Origin of the sequence: Paenibacillus sp. B2(2019) (genome assembly GCF_008370385.1) — a bacterium.
Classification (GTDB): Bacteria; Bacillota; Bacilli; order Paenibacillales; family Paenibacillaceae; genus Paenibacillus_AQ.
On the sequence record NZ_VTZR01000024.1, the window covers coordinates 46,820 to 65,290 of the forward strand.

General features: G+C 47.4%; 8 protein-coding genes. 7 read left to right on the plus strand and 1 reads right to left on the minus strand.

Annotated elements, in window-relative coordinates:
- The 4 genes from PAENI_RS21570 to PAENI_RS21585 all read left to right on the plus strand — a co-directional run bounded on the left by PAENI_RS21570 (window position 1) and on the right by PAENI_RS21585 (window position 8,044).
- Window positions 1-1,134 (plus strand): SGNH/GDSL hydrolase family protein, encoded by a 1,134-nt coding sequence (locus tag PAENI_RS21570; RefSeq protein ID WP_149646660.1) that lies wholly within the window; start codon window positions 1-3, stop codon window positions 1,132-1,134.
- Window positions 1,135-1,198: 64 nt separating this feature from the next.
- The gene (locus PAENI_RS21575; RefSeq protein WP_149646661.1) at window positions 1,199-2,902 is read left to right on the plus strand and encodes an alpha-1,3-galactosidase-related protein; all 1,704 of its coding nucleotides are present in this window, start codon (window positions 1,199-1,201) and stop codon (window positions 2,900-2,902) included.
- Window positions 2,903-3,048: 146 nt separating this feature from the next.
- Window positions 3,049-5,430: a glycoside hydrolase family 95 protein gene (locus PAENI_RS21580; RefSeq protein ID WP_149646662.1), complete on the plus strand. Its 2,382-nt coding sequence runs from the start codon at window positions 3,049-3,051 to the stop codon at window positions 5,428-5,430.
- Between the two features lie 553 nt (window positions 5,431-5,983).
- Entirely contained in the window at window positions 5,984-8,044 is a 2,061-nt protein-coding gene (locus tag PAENI_RS21585; protein ID WP_076284718.1) for an alpha-galactosidase, read from the plus strand.
- Between the two features lie 71 nt (window positions 8,045-8,115).
- Here the strand turns inward: PAENI_RS21585 and PAENI_RS21590 are convergent, their stop codons facing one another.
- On the minus strand, window positions 8,116-8,985 hold the full coding sequence (locus PAENI_RS21590) for a helix-turn-helix domain-containing protein (RefSeq protein WP_076284717.1): 870 nt from the start codon (window positions 8,983-8,985) through the stop codon (window positions 8,116-8,118).
- 254 nt (window positions 8,986-9,239) lie between these two features.
- Here PAENI_RS21590 and PAENI_RS21595 point away from each other — a divergent pair, with 254 nt between their 5' ends.
- From PAENI_RS21595 to PAENI_RS21605, 3 genes are all read left to right on the plus strand, one after another.
- Window positions 9,240-11,564, plus strand: a complete 2,325-nt coding sequence (locus PAENI_RS21595) for a glycoside hydrolase family 95 protein (RefSeq protein ID WP_149646663.1) — start codon at window positions 9,240-9,242, stop codon at window positions 11,562-11,564.
- Window positions 11,565-11,791: 227 nt separating this feature from the next.
- Entirely contained in the window at window positions 11,792-13,333 is a 1,542-nt protein-coding gene (locus PAENI_RS21600; protein WP_149646664.1) for a response regulator, read from the plus strand.
- A gap of 286 nt (window positions 13,334-13,619) precedes the next feature.
- Entirely contained in the window at window positions 13,620-18,428 is a 4,809-nt protein-coding gene (locus tag PAENI_RS21605; protein WP_149646665.1) for an S-layer homology domain-containing protein, read from the plus strand.
- Window positions 18,429-18,471 lie beyond the last annotated feature (43 nt).

The window sequence follows — 18,471 nt, forward strand, 5'->3', positions numbered from 1 at the left end:
ATGACAGAAGAGAAACATTGCAATCATCAATTTGTGGTTCCAAGACGGGGACTACCGAATACAAGCGTAAGACTTGCGGGAAAGGAGCCGGTGACTGTCGCCTTTTTGGGTGGTTCCATTACAGAGGGGGCAGGTGCTTCCGACGCAGACACATTTAGCTGGAGAGCGCTGACTGGTAAGTATCTGCAGGAGCGATTTGCGATTCATGAATTCCGCTTCATCAATGCGGGAGTGGGTGGAACGAATTCCACGCTGGGCGCTCACCGATTACAGTCGCATGTCCTGGAATACGGCAAGATTGATCTTCTATTCGTTGAATTTAGCGTCAATGACGGCAACGACCGGGAAGAATCCATTAGAGGTCTGGAAGGAATTGTGCGCCAGTGCAGACGGTTGTCGCCCGGCACTGACATTTGCTTCTTGTATACGGCAGCAGAGAAGAACCTGTCAGGGAGCAATCCCTTTAACATTGCCGTCCACGAAGAAGTAGCTGAGCATTACGATCTTCCATCTGTTAATTTTGCAGCTAGAGTTTATGCACAGACTCAGGCCGGACAAATGGAGTGGACTGAGCTGGCTCCGGATGGTTATCATCCCAATGATGACGGACATGCGCTGTATGCTTCTTTTTTACAGGAATATTTGGATGCAGCTCTTGTTCCTGACAACACACATTCTAATACCGAAAGCGCGTTAAGTATTGCTCCTCTGGAGGAGCGAAATTATGAATACGGTAATTTACTGGATTTCAGAGGCGCTGATCATGCAGATGGGTTCGAGCTACGCGAGCTTACCCCTGATGATCCACTGATGAACTGGCGATTTGGAACGGAGCATTTATATACAGACAGCAAAGAGGCATCTTTTTCTTACACAGTAACCGGACAGAGTGTGGGTCTGCTGCTGCTCTACGGCCCGGACAGTGGGATATTCGAATATTCGCTCAATGGCGGTCCCTTTCATGCGGTTAACTTATTCGATGAATGGTGTCCGCTTGCGTTTCGGCCTATTATTGCTATGTTCGGAATTGAGGAACAACGTCAGGAATTGCAAGTAACCGTGCGAATTACAGGGGAAAAGGATGAACAGAGTAAAGGCACCAGTCTGCGTATTTTACAGCTAATGTACAATTGATTATTTTAACCGAGAGGATTATACTGCCTCTTATTAAGCGTTTGCAATTCTAAGGAAGTTGGTGTTGATCATTTCTTTTACAGAACACAGCGTCGATTCTTCCCCTATCGTAATCCGCCTGACTGATTTTGGTGTTCTGCCGGATTCCGACTTGGATGCTCAGCCAGCCATGACAAGAGCTATTGAGGCAGCCGCCGAAATAAATGGGCCGGTCCTGCTGGATTGTCCAAAAGGCTGCTATCATTTCTATCCGGAAGAGGCGATCCGGAAACCCTACTACATCTCAAACACTACCAGTGAAGAAGAGAACCCTGATGTCACCAAGACTATAGGAATTCTCTTAAAGGGGCTGCACAATTTAACATTTGAGGGCAATGGCTCTCAATTTATCTTCCATGGCAAGCTGACTATGTTCTTGCTGGATGGATGCAAAAATGTAGAGATTCGTAATTTACATACCGACTATGCTCGGCCGACTGTGACAGAGATGGAGATTACTGAAAGCGGTACTCATTATTTCGATGTCCAGGTTCACCCCGATTCGCGTTATGAGATCAGGGATGGCAAGCTGGTCTGGATCGGTGAGGGCTGGAACTTCTCGGAAGGACCAATGCAGACCTATGATCCATTGCGCAATACGACTTGGCGGGTGGACAACTGGTCGGAGCTGGCTGATTCGGTTGAAGAGCTGGAGCCGATGAAGCTCCGCTTGCATTTTGATCATCAGCCTGAGGTTGTCCCCGGGCAAGTCCTGCAAAGCCGTGATGGTATTCGCGATCAGGTAGGTGTCTTCATTGTGGAAAGCTCTAACATCACCTTCAGCGATGTGGGGCTGCATTTTTTACACGGACTTGGTGTTGTAGGGCAGTTCAGCGACAATCTCACCTTTCAATGCATGGATATTTCGCCGCGCCTGGAGACAGGCCGAACGGTTACTGGCTTTGCGGATTTCATCCACATGTCCAGCTGCCGAGGTAAAATAACTGTTGCGGACAGCCGTTTTGCCGGTTCTCATGATGACGTCGTCAATGTCCATGGTACCTATCTACGGATCGTGGAGCAGCTGTCTACGAATAGGGTGAAGGTTCGGTTCATGCATCCGCAGACTTACGGTTTTATGGCCTTCCATCCGGGAGACGAAATTGAATTTGTTCGTTCTGGCTCTCTGACCACCTATGCTGCTAATGAAGTGATAAAGGTTACGCGTCTCAACCCACGCGAGCTAATACTGACTTTAGCACAGCCTATTCCTGAGGGGATTGGCAGCCATGATGTGATCGAGAATGTAACCTGGACACCGGAGGTTGAAGTCGTAAATAATCACCTCGCGCGGGTACCGACCCGCGGTATCCTTGTGACAACCCGGCGTAAAGTAGAGATTAAGGGGAATGTTTTTGATCGGATGCAAATGAGTGCGATTCTGGTTGCCCTGGATGCGGAGTCTTGGTATGAGTCTGGCAAGGTGGAGGATGTAACCATCGCTGACAATCATTTTATTGAATGCGGGGGCATCGAGCATCCGGTTATTTTCATTTCGCCAGAGAACACAGAGGTTGATGAGAGCACTCCTGTTCATCAGGGTATAGTTATTAAGAACAACAGGTTCGAGACTGGTGAAACGTTAGTCCTTAGTGCCAAGAGCACCCGCGGACTGGTCTTCAGTGCTAACGAAATTGTCATGGGTGGGGAAAGTACGAACTGTCTTTCCAGTGTTGCGGATGCGATACGTTTAACCGCCTGTAGCGAGGTCGATATTCAGGATAATTAATTCAATGAGTTAGGGCAGGTTGTGTTAGATCGCGATATGGATCGGTAGATCGATGTATAGAAAACGCTTTATCTGATCTTTATAATGAGGGCAGACTTGGGGGAATACATTATTTAATTCATGACAGATCGTGAGGGAGAGGACCAATGAAACTTCAATATGACAAGCCAGCAAATGTATGGACCGAAGGGCTTCCGATTGGGAATGGCCGTCTGGGTGGTATGATCTTCGGCGGTGTGGAACAGGAGAAAGTCAGTCTAAACGAGGATACATTATGGTCGGGATTCCCGAAGGATGGGAACAATCCAGGTGCTAAGGAAGCTTTGCCAAAGGTTCGAAAGCTGATTCAGGAGGGCCGGTATACAGAAGCGGACACCCTGACTAGAGAGATGCTAGGTCCGTACACCCAATCGTATCTGCCGTTTGGAGATTTACTACTTCGTTTTGAGCATGGTGGTGTTTATCAATCCTATCGGCGGACATTAGATATTGAACATGCGGTTCACCGCATTGAATACAAGATTGGTAATGTTACTTATACCCGTGAGATGTTCGCTTCACATCCTGATCAGTTGCTCGTGCTGCGTCTGACTGCAAGTGCACCGGGAGCGCTGAATGTACATGCTACGCTAGATAGTTCGCTTCGGCATAGCCTTCACGCTCAGGGTGATAACTTTGTACTCTCGGGAACTGCACCGGAGCATGTTGATCCAAGCTATTTCTGGAGTGACAATCCGATCCAATACGGAGAACCTGGCAAGAGCAAGGGCATGGCCTTTGAAGGACAACTCTCCGTAGTAGCAGAGGATGGGGAAGTTACCGTTGACGGTAGTGGAATTCATCTGTTGGGAGGAACGGCTGCAACCTTCTATTTCAGCGCGGCTACAGGCTTTAATGGCTTTGACAAAATCCCGGGAGCTGAGGGGAAAGATGCTTCTGCTATTGCAGCTTCTTACTTGGCAGATGTGAATGGAAAGTCTTACGACAGCTTGCTTCAAGCGCATGTCGAGGATTACCGATCACTTTTTGACCGAGTGAAGCTCCAATTAGGTAAGACACTAGCCCCGGAGTCGATGTCCACGGAGCAACGGATTACGACATACGCGGCACAAGACCCTGGTCTTGTCGAGTTGCTGTTTCATTACGGGCGCTATTTGATGATCGCAAGCTCGCGCCCCGGAACACAGGCTACTAATCTGCAGGGAATATGGAATGCGGTTACCCGTCCGCCGTGGAGTAGTAACTATACACTGAACATCAATACAGAGATGAATTATTGGCCAGCTGAAATTTGTAATCTGGCGGAATGTCATGAGCCGCTGCTGGATATGATCGGAAATTTGGCGAAGATGGGTGCAGAGACTGCTCAAGTCAACTATGGTGCCCGAGGCTGGGTGGCTCATCATAATACGGATCTTTGGGCACAGACAGCACCGGTGGGGGATTATGGTGACGGAGATCCAAGCTGGGCTTACTGGACGATGAGTGGCGTTTGGCTGACACAACATCTCTGGGAGCATTATGCTTTTGGCGGGGACGAGGAATATTTACGGACTTCCGCTTATCCTGTGATGAAGGAGGCGGCTCTGTTTGCACTGGACTGGCTTATTGACGATGGTAACGGAAGGCTTGTGACCTCCCCTTCCACTTCACCAGAGCATAAATTCCAGACAGCGGAGGGCTTGGCTGCAGTCAGCGCAGGTGCTACTATGGATATTTCGCTCATCTGGGAGCTGTTTACGAATTGTATCGAGGCTTCGGAAACGCTTGGAACGGATGAGGATTTGCGTGCAGAATTGGTAAGTGCTCGTGAACGTTTATTGCCACTGAAGTTTGGTAAGTACGGACAGTTGCAGGAATGGTCCTTAGACTTTGAGGATGAAGATATGTATCACAGACATACCTCGCATTTGGTCGGTATCTATCCGGGCCGGCAGTTGTCAGAAGAAGAGACCCCTGAGCTGTTCGCTGCCGCCAAAACTTCGCTTGAACGGCGTGGGGACGAGAGCACGGGCTGGAGTCTGGGCTGGAGAGTTGCGCTCTGGAGCCGCTTCCGGGATGGCAACCGCTCAATACGACTGCTCTCAAACATGCTGCGGCTGGTGAAGGACGGGGAGTCCGAACAGTATAGTCACGGTGGGGTTTATGCCAATCTGCTTGGCGCACATCCACCGTTCCAAATTGATGGTAACTTCGCCGCTTCTGCCGGAATTGCTGAGATGCTACTGCAATCTCACCTCGGGTATCTCGATCTGCTGCCTGCACTGCCAGATGAATGGCAGGAGGGAAGCGTGGAGGGGCTACGTGCCCGCGGTGGCTTTGAAGTTAGCATTCAGTGGGATAGAGGCCATCTCGTGGAAGCGCAGATTACCTCCCTTCTAGGCAATGAATGTGTGATCCGCACAGATGCTTCGCTTATGGTGAGTAATGGCGGCAGCGAGATGGAATATGACCGCTCCGTAGATGGAACGGTGAGCTTTCCAACGACCGCAGGCCAGACCTACAAGCTTATAGTTGGTAAGCAATAATAGTCAGTTTCATACGAATATGGACAGCAGCAGGGACCTGAAATACAGGATCCTGCTGCTGTTTTTTTGTACGAATATAATGCTGATCAACAATTAGGGAAAAACTCCCTGAAATTCGGAGATTTTTTGCTCGCAAGACTAACAATCAGGGAATTTCTCCCTGAAATTCATCCGATCTGGTGGTGAATTTGGAATTCACTCTGTTTTTTAGGGAGGAATTCCCTCATTACATTGGAATATAGCGTTTTCTGGATTTTTTTAGGGAGGTTTTCCCTAATCTATCTCTTCTAGCTGCCCGAAGGTGAAAACGGAGTGTGGATACGAAATTGTTGAGCATGAGCAGTATTTTATGTACAGCCTCTTCTTCTTGTCATCGACATGAATACTAGGGGGATTTAGGTTTGTGCTAGATGTGTTAGATCGCGGTATGGATCGGAAGATCGTTGTATAGAAAACGCTTTATCTGATCTTTATAATGAGGGCATACTTGGGGGACACAGGTACAGAGCCTGCCGCCTTCAAGGTCCAAAACGCAGTAACAAGGAGGCAAATCATGCTAACTGATAGTGCTACAACGGTAAAAGTGAATACGGACACAGCATCTCTTATCCGTGTAACCAATGATGAGGTGAATCTAGAGATTGATCTCGGGACGGGTGAAGCATCCGTTGCCCGCGGAAACACTTCTCATGTAAAAGGGATTCGCAGTGCATTCCGCTGGCAAGGTCGGGAATATAACACTGAACATTATCAGAGCCACACACTGAAGTCTCAGGAAGTGGTAGTTCGTGAGGGCTTTGGAAAAGGTGTTCACGTAGTCATTTTGCACGAAACGTCCCTGCTGCCACAGCTGGAGCAGCATTTCTATATTTATGAATCTTCATCATTTGTATTGATGCAAATCGTAATCGCAAGCGATGAAGAGATCAAGGCAAACCGGATGGCTGTCCTTCAGACCAAATCGGTGTCACTTGGCGGGGAGTCAGGGCAACCCGAAGAACCAAGCATTCTGCGTGTGCCGTACGACAACGACAAGTGGGTCAGATATACAGTAGTGAAGCCGCCGATGGATACGGAAAGCTATGAAGTAACTGCATTGTTCGCGCCGGAAAGCCGGCAGGGAATTATTATGGGTTCCATTACGCACAAGGTGTGGAAGACAGGGATTCGTATCAAAAGCGAACGGAGCGGAGGGATCGAGGAGCTGGATCTTTACGGCGGCGCTGTAAGTGAAATGACCCGCGATTTCCAGCCACATGGTTATGTGAAAGGAACAAGAGTAGAGTCACCGCTCGTTTTCGTAGGGTTCTATGATGATTATAGAAAAGGGCTTGAAGCGTACGGTCAGGCTAATACCTGGATAGAGGCTCCTCTGTCATGGGATGGCGGCGTTCCTATCGGCTGGAATAGCTGGTCTGCGGCAATGGCTGAGCTTGATTACGATCTGTATACATCCACCAGTAATTTTCTGAAAAATGAAGTGCAGCCGCTAGGATTCCAGAATGAGGACACACTGTACATCAACTTTGATGCTTTCTGGGACAATTTCACACCAGAAGAAATGAAGAATGCACTGGACCTGGTTCGGGAGAACGGTCATAGACCGGGAACTTATTGGACGCCTTTTGCCTTCTGGGGAAGTCCGGCTCAGTTTGGAGATCTCGTGGAAGGTACAAACGGCAAATACACTTATGGTGATATCTTGCTGCGAGACAGCGAAGGAGAAATTTTGCCGGATGTTGATGGAGGGCTGGCCATTGACCCGACACATCCAGGCAACCTGCAAAGAATAGATTGGTACACGAATAAATTCATCTCGGAAGGCTTCGAGTATGTCAAGCTAGACTTCTTGGCACATGGTGCACTGGAAGGGCAACATTACAATCCGGAAATTACGACGGGAATTGCGGCATATCACTATGGGATGACTTACTTGCAGAACAAGCTCTCACCAGAGGTGATCGGTCGGCCATTCTTTATCAATCTATCCATCGCGCCATTGTTCCCTTATGCATTTGCGCATAGCCGCCGGGTTTCCTGTGATGTCTTCGGCACGCTACACGATACGGAATATTTGCTGAACTCGTTGACACATGGCTGGTGGATGAGTCATACCTTGTACCATTACAATGACCCGGATCATTCCGTGCTCTACAAGAGCCACAACCAAGATGCCACTGGCTGGCATGAAGGACGGAGCCGACTGACTGCTTCGGTCATCGCTGGAACGGTACTTCTGCTAGGCGATGATTTCCGAAAAGAAGAAGCAGCCGCACGGGCCAAAGCGTGGCTGGGCAATAAAGAGATTATGGATGTCGCCCGCCTAGGGAAGACTTTCCACCCTGTCGAAGGGGATCTTGGCAAGCAAGCTTCCGATACTTTCGTACTTGAAGATGCAGAAGATGATGTATTCTATCTTGCTGTCTTCAACTATGATGCTGCGAATTCTGCTCATAAATCTATCTCCTTGGAGCGTGCAGGGTTGAAGGGTCAAACAGCTTACCAACTGCTTGATCTATGGGAAGGCACACAAGGGGAAACAGCGGGAGAGCTTGTAGTTACGCTTGAACCGGCAGAGTCCAAAATCTTCAAATTAACGGCAAAAGCCAACTGATTATACACATTGAAAAAAGAATACGCGTAACCGCTTCTCGCGGATAGCGCGTATTCTTTTTTGTTGGAGTCTTACATTCGTATTCGGCTTTGCGGATTAAGGCGGTATTGTGTTGGATTAATGCCGTAGCAGGTACTGAAATGTCTGGAGAAAGGATGGATGGAAGGATAACCCAGCTTCTCAGCGATCGCAGTCACACTAAGCTCACTCTCCAGAAGCAGTCCTGCCGCCCGCCTCATGACTAAATTATGATGATAGACGCGTGGCGTCATTCCGGTCTCCCGTAGAAACAGCTCATGGAAATATGTCCGCTTGAGCCCGCAGAACTGTGCCCAATCTTCGATAGACTTACCACGCTCGGGGTGGGTATTCAAATATTCCAGCAGGCGGACAATACGATAATCACTTGGCTGATGCTGATGGAGGGCATTATACCAGCTCAAGATCCAGCCGTACAGATAGCTATTGGCCGTCTCATTACGATAGAACAGCGCGTCATTGTAAGACTTGGCAATCATCACAAGACTATCGTATAGCAGGGGATATTTAGCTAGTGGAAATACGCAAGGCAACTCGTTCAGCTCGGCGCAGGGTGCTTCGGTGGCTTTTTTTTCAAATTGTAAGACTTCAGGGGCATGGATAAATGAAAGGTTATTAGATACTGGAGAGCGGTTGTCCCATAAATCAAAATAGATGTTGTAGGACGACAGTGGATGAGAAGGCATGATATGAAAAGCATGGGGCTGACCGGGACGGAGAAAGACAAGTGTCCTCCGTTCAATCGGATAACGTATTCCGTCGATCTCCATCTCACCGGGGCCATCAGTAAACAAGTGAAACGCGTATGCATTACCGACTCTCAGATGCTCATTGCTGCTGCCGTCGTACACATAAGGCATGATTGCGCCGACATACGGAGTCATTTCAGATAGTTTATTCATGCGGCCCCTCTTTTCTTTTATTACCGTGCAAATCGTCAAATAATCGAACAGGTCAACAAAGACAGTGATTCATCCAAATGATACGATAAATACAATGAATCCGCAACATATTGGATAGGTTTAAGAAAGTGTGATTCATCTTGAAAGAGATGGAATTATGAATAGTTTTACACTATATAGCGGATTAATTAACAACATTTTTTTAGAGGGTTATCGCGCTTGCACAGATTCTACTATGGACAGGAGAAAATAAAATGAGCGATTTTAGATTATGGTATTCTACCCCTGCAACGGATTGGTCACAAGGATTGCCACTAGGTAATGGAAGAATAGGTGCAGTAGTGATAGCTGCTCCGTATCGTGAGGTATGGAACATGACCGAGGTTACCTACTGGTCGGGTCAAGCTGAGTCAGAGCCTGCTCCTTTCGGAGGCAAAGCTGCGCTGGAAGAGATGCGGAAGTACTTCTTTGCTGGCGATTATAATGAAGGTGACCGTCTAGCCAAACAACATCTGCAGCCGAAGAAACGAAATTTCGGTACGAACCTTGGTTTATGCGAGGTTGTCATTGACTTTGCAGAACAGGACACGGATTCCAGGTCAGCAGCGGCTATCGAGCGAGAGCTGGATTTGACCTGTGCGGTGGCTCAGACAGTGGTTCAAAGTAGAGGAACAACGCTGCATCGTGAGATTTTTGCCTCCCATGCTGATGATCTGGTGGTCTCAAGAATTTGGAGCGATGAACCGGGAGGTGTATCCTTTACGATCGGTCTGGAGGGTGGTTCAGAGTCGTTTACGACTCAAGTCGTGAATGACGACACTATTGAATTCAGAGGACAAGCCACAGAGAATGTGCATAGTGACGGCACTTGCGGGGTATGGGCAAAGGGACAAATTAAGGTAAGCATTTCCGGTGGTACGATGTACAGAGGGGACGGTCAATTGAGAATTGCCGGGGCCAATGAGGCGCGAATTTATTTTGCCGTCAGCACCGATTACAACCGTAGTAACTCGGAGTGGGAAATGGATAGCAGCAGCACATTACAACAGGCTTTGATTAAAGGATATGCGCAGTTAAAAGAAGATCATATCGAAGATTATGAGCAAGAATATGGTAAGGTGTCTATCCAATTAGGTACCACTGGGAAGGTGAATCTGCCGACTGACCAACGTATTCGATTACTGGCACAGGGCCAGGAGGAGGATTCGCAGTTGTTCGCGTTGTTCCTGCAGTACGGACGTTACCTGACTATCGCTGGAGCACGGGCAGACTCCCCGTTACCGCTGAATTTACAGGGAATATGGAATGATGGTGAGGCTTGCCGCATGGGGTGGAGCTGTGACTATCATTTGGACATCAATACGCAAATGAATTACTTTCCGACGGAAGTCGTAAATCTTGGGGATAGTCATTTACCATTAATGCGCTATATTGAGGGTTTGTCTCATGCTGGAAAGTCAAGCGCTCGCGATTTCTATGGCAGCAAAGGCTGGGTAGCACATGTATTCTCGAATGTCTGGGGATTCACGGCTCCGGGCTGGGAGACATCTTGGGGACTAAACGTTACAGGTGGACTATGGATTGCGACGCATCTGATGGAGCATTATGAATACAGTCAAGATCGTGTGTTTCTGGAGCAACAGGCATATCCAGTGCTAAAAGAAGCCGCAGCATTCTTCCTAGATTATATGACCATTCATCCAAAATACGGCTGGCTGGTGACCGGACCTTCGAACTCGCCGGAGAACCATTTCTATCCTACGGATAGCAGTGATGGGGCACAGCAGCTGTCTATGGGTACCACTATGGATCAGATGCTGGTGAAAGACCTTTTTGTGTTCTGTTTGAAGTCTGCGAAACTACTGAATACGGACGAGGAACTACAGGAGCAGCTGGAGCAAGCGATATCCAAGCTGCCACCGTTTCAGATCGGCAAGAGAGGACAGCTGCAAGAATGGCTCGAGGACTACGAGGAAGCGCAGCCGGAGCATCGGCATTTGGCCCATTTGTTCGCGGTATATCCAAGTAATCAGATCACACCAGGTAAGACACCTGAACTTAGCGCTGCGGTGAGAGTAACACTTGAGAACCGGATGGTTCAGGAAGAACTGGAGGATGTGGAATTTACCGCCGCATTGTTCGGTCTCGGCTTTGCCAGATTGTATGACGGGGAAAAGGCCTTTAATCATATTTCTCATTTGATTAGTGGACTCAGTTTCGATAATTTATTTAGCTTTTCCAAATCGGGCATTGGAGGAGCGGAGTGCAATATTTTTGTGATCGATGGGAATTTCGGGGGTACGGCTGTTATTGCCGAGATGCTGCTGCAAAGCCATGAGGGTGAGATTCATCTGCTGCCTGCACTTCCAAAAGCATGGGGTACAGGATCGGTATCTGGACTGCGAGCCAAAGGGAATGCTGAGGTTGATGTAGCTTGGGACAATGGTCAATTAGTGGAAGCTACGATCCGTACCTACTCACCAGGAACCGTGACACTTCGGTTGGGAGATAGAAGAGCTACTGTTCAAGGAGAAATAGGAGGAAGCTACTATTTTAACAGTCAGTTAGAGTTGGTATAATGATTCAGCGGGGGTGATATGAACCCCCGCTTTAATTATGCTGGGTTATTAGCGCATGATTAAAGGGCTATCCGGTCTGTTATGGACCGGATAGCCCTTTTGCCGATGTCTGCAAATTAACGATTCATGCCTGAAAATAACTTTCATTTATTTGGATCATAGTAGCCTAAGGGGAAAAGAATATAATAGAAGAAACAGATGCAGACAACAAAGAGGAGGGGACATCAGTGTATAGTATTTTTCTAGTTGATGATGAAGAAATAGGCCTTGAGATGATGAGAGATTATATCCGCTGGGAAGAAATGGGTATTTATGTCGTCGGAACTGCGAGTAATGGTAGAGAGGCTCTAGAGAAGATAGAGGCCATTAGACCTGATATTATTCTTACAGATGTCCAGATGCCGATTATGAACGGTATTGAAATGGCTAAAAAAATACATGAGAGCTATGACTGGATGCAGTTAATGTTCCTGACTGGGCATGACGAATTCAACTATGTAAAATCGGCTCTAAATGTAGGTGCTGTTGGATATTTACTGAAGCCCCTCGACTTGAATGAAATTGGAAGCGTTATCGCAAAGGTGAAGCAGCGCTGTGAGGAAGTTCAAATGAAGAAACGTTCCATGGAGGCGGCTAAAACGAACCTTCTTAAGGAGCTTTCCTATGAAAAAAATGCGGAACATGCCGCTGATCTGGCGACCAGCTATTGCAAGCTTACTCGTGAGTCTGAGAGGAATCGCTACGCAATGGCGCTGTTCAGTATCGATCCGATTGAGGCAGAGGGGGAACAGCAGAGTCTGGAGGATTGTAAGAACCGGTTGGTAGCTTTTCTGGATCATTTCTTCAAGTCGAAGAATATAGAGACGGTATTTGTGCCCTACAAAGATGGGGAGATAGGTGTGTTTATGGAAGCGCGCCAGCAGCCTGGGTATTATGCGTGGGAGGATTTGGCCGCGGCTATCCGAAGTGGACTAGATTTCACAGTGACGGCAGCAGTCGGTGCGCAGGAAACCGAATTAACGGAGGTACATTGTCTGTACAAGCAGACGCGTGAAATCCTAAACGAGCGTTTCTATAAAGGTACGGGTTCAATTATTCATGCCTTGGCGATTTCAAACCAGTTTGATAGTGAGTATGTGCCACCTTTTAATAGAAAAGAGTGGTTTGAAGCTATCAATCAGCTAGATTTCGAGCAAGCCGCACAGAAGCTGCATCAGTATTTCGAGGGGCTAGCCCTACTAAGAATCAAGAAAAAAAATATCTGCGATTGGGCGATTGATCTTGTCGACGAACTGCTGGAGCAACTGCATCAACCTGTTCCTGAGGGGGTTAAACGGGCGGAGTTATATCATTCCATCTATAATGCACTGACTTTAAATGAGATTGAGGATTTGATCCTGGGCACTGCAGGCAATGCCATGAGCTTGCTGGGTGAGCGTCTTATGGACAAAAACACGAAGCTAGTTCACAGGGTTCGCAGTATGATCGATCAGAATTTTGATCAGCCGATTACGATCAATAGCTTATCTGATCAGGTTTATTTGTCGCCTAACTATTTACGCTCCATCTTCAAAGACAAGACTGGTATCACGATTCACGATTATTTAACACGTATCCGGCTCGATAAGGCTACAGAGTTGCTGGCTGACGGTTCGCTCAAAATTCAGGATATCGCCCAAAGAGTCGGTTACGAAAGTACGTCTTATTTTATCTCCCTATTTCTGAAGAACCAAGGGGTTACACCTAACGAGTATAGGAAGAGTCTATGATTGTGCCAGCGCTTCAGTTCGGCAAATAGGAAATAAAGTTACTTTCCCTTACGAATAGTAAACTTGCGATATGGATATTAATCCCTCTGCTTTTTACAATTAAGCATGTATTATAACTAGCACATGTGAGGGGCTTCATTCATCAAGGCAATCAAAGGAGTTTTAGTTCATCGAAAATCGGTAGCGCTTTCAAGATGCTTCTTAACCAACTCCTTTGATGACTTGATGGACAGATATCGCCCGAATATCACAAAAGTGCAAGGAGACCTACAAACGGAGGGATTAAATGTTTGGGAAAGCAATGAAAAGAGGATTTTTGTTCTTTGTCATCATCTGCTTTGTAATAGGCAGTGGCGGTCAGTTTGTAAGTACGGTTTATGCCGATGATACGGAGAATACTACCTATGAAGCTGAAGCTGATGGAAATGCTATGACTGGCAATGCTTCTATTTCTGAACACCCAGCGGCTTCCGGGGGGCAGAAAGTCGGAGGCATGTATCAAGGAAGCACTTTGCAGTTCAATCATGTGACTGTAAGTGAGAGTGGAAATTATAAAATTACAGTGTACTATTTTTCTGGCGATTCGCGGCCATTCAATATCAGTGCCAATGGCGGCGATAAGCAGTTTGAAGAACCACCCAAGACAGTGGATTGGGATACGGTGGGAACTTATGATGTGACACTTCCGCTGAATGCTGGAGAGAACAGCATCCTGATTGATGACAACAACTGGTATTCTCCAGACATCGACAAGATCGTAATTCGTGGACTGGACGACAGCAACCCAGGTGAAGGATCTGGAGGCGACTGGAAGGAGAAGCTGCATGGTGCAATCATAGAAGCTGAAGCGCCTGAAAATATAATAACAGGCAACGCCAAAATAGCGGACAGCAGCGTTGGTTCCGGTGGAAAAATTGTAAAGGATATGAATAAAAACAGTACTTTACAGTTCACAAATGTCACTGTGCCGGCAGCGGGAACGTATTTGATCCGTATTTCCTATATTTCCGGTGACCAGCGGCCTGTCTATATGCAGGTGAATGATGGACTGGATGAATTGGTTGATCTGCCAAAGACAGCAAGTTGGGATACGGTAGGAACTTATGATGTAGAAGCCTCCTTGCAGGAAGGGCTGAACACGATCACTTTCTCGGATCATGACTGGTACTCTCCAGATTTCGACCGGATTGAAGTCATTCCGTATACGATCAGTTATGAAGCGGAGTCTCCAGTCAATGATTTAACTGGAGAAGCACGAGTTGGCGATAGCCCGAATGCTTCCGGTGGGCAGAAGGTAGGGTATCTGAATGGCGGCAGTTCCTTAACTTTCAATAAGATTACGGCTCCGATGACAGGGGATTATCGGATCACAGTAGCTTATTTCTCAGGTGACCCGCGCAGCTTATACGTCAGCGCTAATGGTGGGGCAGAGCAGTATTATGAACTGCCAAAGACACCAGACTGGGATACGGCGCTCACATATGAGCTTACACTGCCCCTGAACGAAGGCGAGAATACAATCAAATTCTCAGACGGCAACTGGTACGCGCCAGATCTGGATCGAATTATTGTAGAACCGGCATTGGGTACAGATCCTAATCCTCCAGTTGAAGAGGATGGTGATCTGGGGACACCAGGGACTTCGAATAACTACGGGGCCATCACCGTTACCGAATATACTTATGGAACGCTCGTATCGAATGGACAATATGAGGTTTCCTTTAATTCTAAGTCTGGATACGCAAGCTACAAGTGGACGGATGGTCAGAAGCTGCAAGGAATCTATAGCAGCATCAAACTCGGTGATACTCTCGTTGAGACTACAAGCTATGAGAATCATGCAAGTGCTGGTGCTCCAGTAGATATTCAGGATGGCTTTGGCAAAGGAGTGGAGCTTACTTTTGTTCACACCTCAGCTGGACAGCCAACGCTCAAACAGGTTTACAAGTTTTATGACGATCAGAAGTATTTCTTAACTCGTCTGGATGCCATTAGTGATACGGCGCTACAGACTAATTATATGTCACCTATTACCGTAAAACGTTCAGGTGGAGTAGATATCGGTGCCAGTGCAGATAACCGGGTACTGACCGTTCCTTTTGACAATGATGCTTGGATTCGTTATAAATCTCAATCTATGAACCGAGCGGATACCAGCTATGAAATGACGACTATTTTTAATAACTCGACACGCAGCGGCCTTGTGCTCGGGTCGGTAACTCATGATACGTGGAAGACCGGGATCGACTGGAAAGGTTCTTCTAATCGGCTGAATGAGCTAGCGGTTTATGGCGGAGCAGCCAGTGACGTTACACGGGATACCCAGCCTCATGGCATCCTTACAGGCGCAGAATTGTCTTCGCCGATGATTATGGTGGGGGCATTCAGTGATTACCGCACAGGACTTGAGGAATACGGAAAAGCTAATGCGATCATCACACCTCCACTGTTGCTGAATCCTGAGTTGCCGCAAGGCGTACCGGTTGGTTTTAACAGCTGGGGAGCTTACGAAGGTACACTTTCATACCAAGACGTTGTGGATGTCTCCAATTATTATAAGGAGCACCTAAATGATTTCAATAATAACGGTAATGTATTTATTAATATGGATTCCTATTGGGACAATTTGAATGATAAGCAGCTTGCTGACGCTGTATCAGTAATTAAGGGTAATGGTCAGCATGCAGGTATTTATTGGGCACCATTTGTATATTGGGGCAACAATATGAGCCAGCTGGTAGAGGGTACCGACAATAAGTATACGTATGGCGATATTGTCCTCAAAGATGCCGAGGGTAAACCGCTGCCGACGCTGGATGGGGCTTTTCCTCTGGATGTGACACATCCAGGTGCTAAATTGCGCATGAATTATTTTTTGGACAAATTTAAGGATCTGGGCTTTACCTTTATCAAATTGGATTTCTTGACGCACGGTTCGCTTGAGGGACAACATTTCGATCCAACCGTAACGACAGGGATTCAAGCTTATAATGAAGGAATGCGTTATGTGAAAGATCGTTTGGATGGAAAAATGTTCATTAGCGCATCTATTGCGCCAATCTTTCCAAGCCAATATGCACACAGCAGACGTATTTCCTGCGACACCTACGGCAAGATCAATGAAACGGAGTACATGCTGAATTCGTTAACTTATGGCTTCTGGCAAAATGGCACGATCTACACCTATACGGATCCCGATCATTTGGCGTTGGCCCGCGCTTCCAGCTTAACTGAAGCTCGCAGTCGAATGAACTCTGGCGTCATCGCCGGTACCGTACTTCTCGGCTCTGATGATGTTAACGATCCAAAGGCACAGGAGTACATGACTGCCTTGTTTAACAACAAGGAGGTTCTCGAATTAGCGTTAAAAGGAAAAGTGTTCAAGCCGCTGGAAGGAAATACGAATGCAAATGCAGCGGATACTTTTGTGATGAAAGACGGCAATGATTATTATCTGGCTGTATTCAACTACAGCGCCAATGCTTCTGCAGACAAAACGGTGAATCTTGGTAGAGCCGGACTGGACGCGGCGGATTCGTACACGATGCAAGACCTATGGACGGGAGAGGGTTCGACTATTTCAGGAACACTCGCGTTGTCTTTGCAGCCGACAGAATCGAAACTGGTAAAATTGACAGCTGCACCTAAGAAAGTAACAGGTGTATCGCTAGATAAGACAGAGCTAACATTAACCGCTGGTGAAACCGGAAAGTTGAAAGCTACGCTATCTCCGGAAGAGGCGGCGAATAAAGCAGTACACTGGACTTCGAGCGATACGTCTGTAGCTGCCGTAGTGTATGGAACGGTAACAGCTGTAAATGCTGGGAAAACCACAATTACTGTGGAAACAGTAGACGGCGGCTTCAAAGCTACGGCAGAAGTTACAGTCAAAGCAGCCTCCACTGTAGAACCGGGAAATCCTGAAGTCCCTGCGAATCCGGGTAACAACAACGGTACTCCTGGTAGCATTGTAGATCAAGAGAATGGCGCGGGCACTCTAATCCTTACACCAGAGATGCTGAAAGTGGATAGTGCATCTGGTAATGTCATCGTGGAGATTAAGGGAGATACACAGCAGATACAATTGTCCTCTGATGTAGTTCGCCAGTTGGCGAATCACACGCTGGTTCTGAAGTCCGGTAAGTTCTCCATGAAGGTGCCTGCGGATCTGCTCCGCCAGTTGCAGAGCAAGCTACCGGAAGGTCAGCGGGATGATAGCACGATAACCCTGAAATTAGCACCACTCAGCAGCAAGGCTAATGAGATCATTGCTGCAGCGGAGGGAACTACTCAAGCACAGGTTAGACTCATGGGTGATATCTATGAGTTCAGTCTGTCGGTGACCACGAAAACTGGCACAACAGAAACGCTTTCTGCGTTCGATCAACCCATTACGCTAAGCCTGACAGTGGGAGAAGGCTTTGATTCCAAGCGTGGAGGCATTTACTATATTGCGGATAACGGTAAGCTGGAATATATCTCTGCGAATTATGCTGATGGTGTATTGACAGCACAAGTTAACCACTTCAGTAAATATGCTGTGCTGGAGCTCAAACGGACCTTTGTCGATGTGCCAGCTAATCACTGGGCTAGTCCTGCAATCCAAGAACTGGCGGCGAAGCTGTATGTTCAAGGGACTAGCAAAGACAAGTTTGAACCAAACCGTGCGATTACGCGTGCCGAGTTCACCTCTATGCTCGTTCATTCCCTAGGGTTGACCACAAGGGGAGATGTTAGCTTTGCTGATGTTGCACCGTCTGCTTGGTACGCGGAGTCCATTTCTATCGCTTACAAGGCGGGCATCGTGAGCGGCAGAAGTGCGACCAAGTTCGAGCCGGCTGCACAGATTACCCGTGAAGAAATCACGGTCATGTTAATGAAAGCCTATGAGCTGAAGAATGGCAAAGTAACTGTTGCTTCAACTGACGTGGCATTCAAAGATATGAAGCAGGTCTCCTCTTGGGCAGCCGCTTCTGTAAAGGGAGCAGCCAGCCTAGGACTGGTTCAAGGTCAAAGTGAAGGTCTATTTGCACCAAAAGGGATCGCTTCCCGAGCAGAAGCGACCCAAGTGATTTATAACTTGATTATGAAGTAATGTTAATAGAGGCTGTCTCAAAAGTAGAGTAACTACTTTTGAG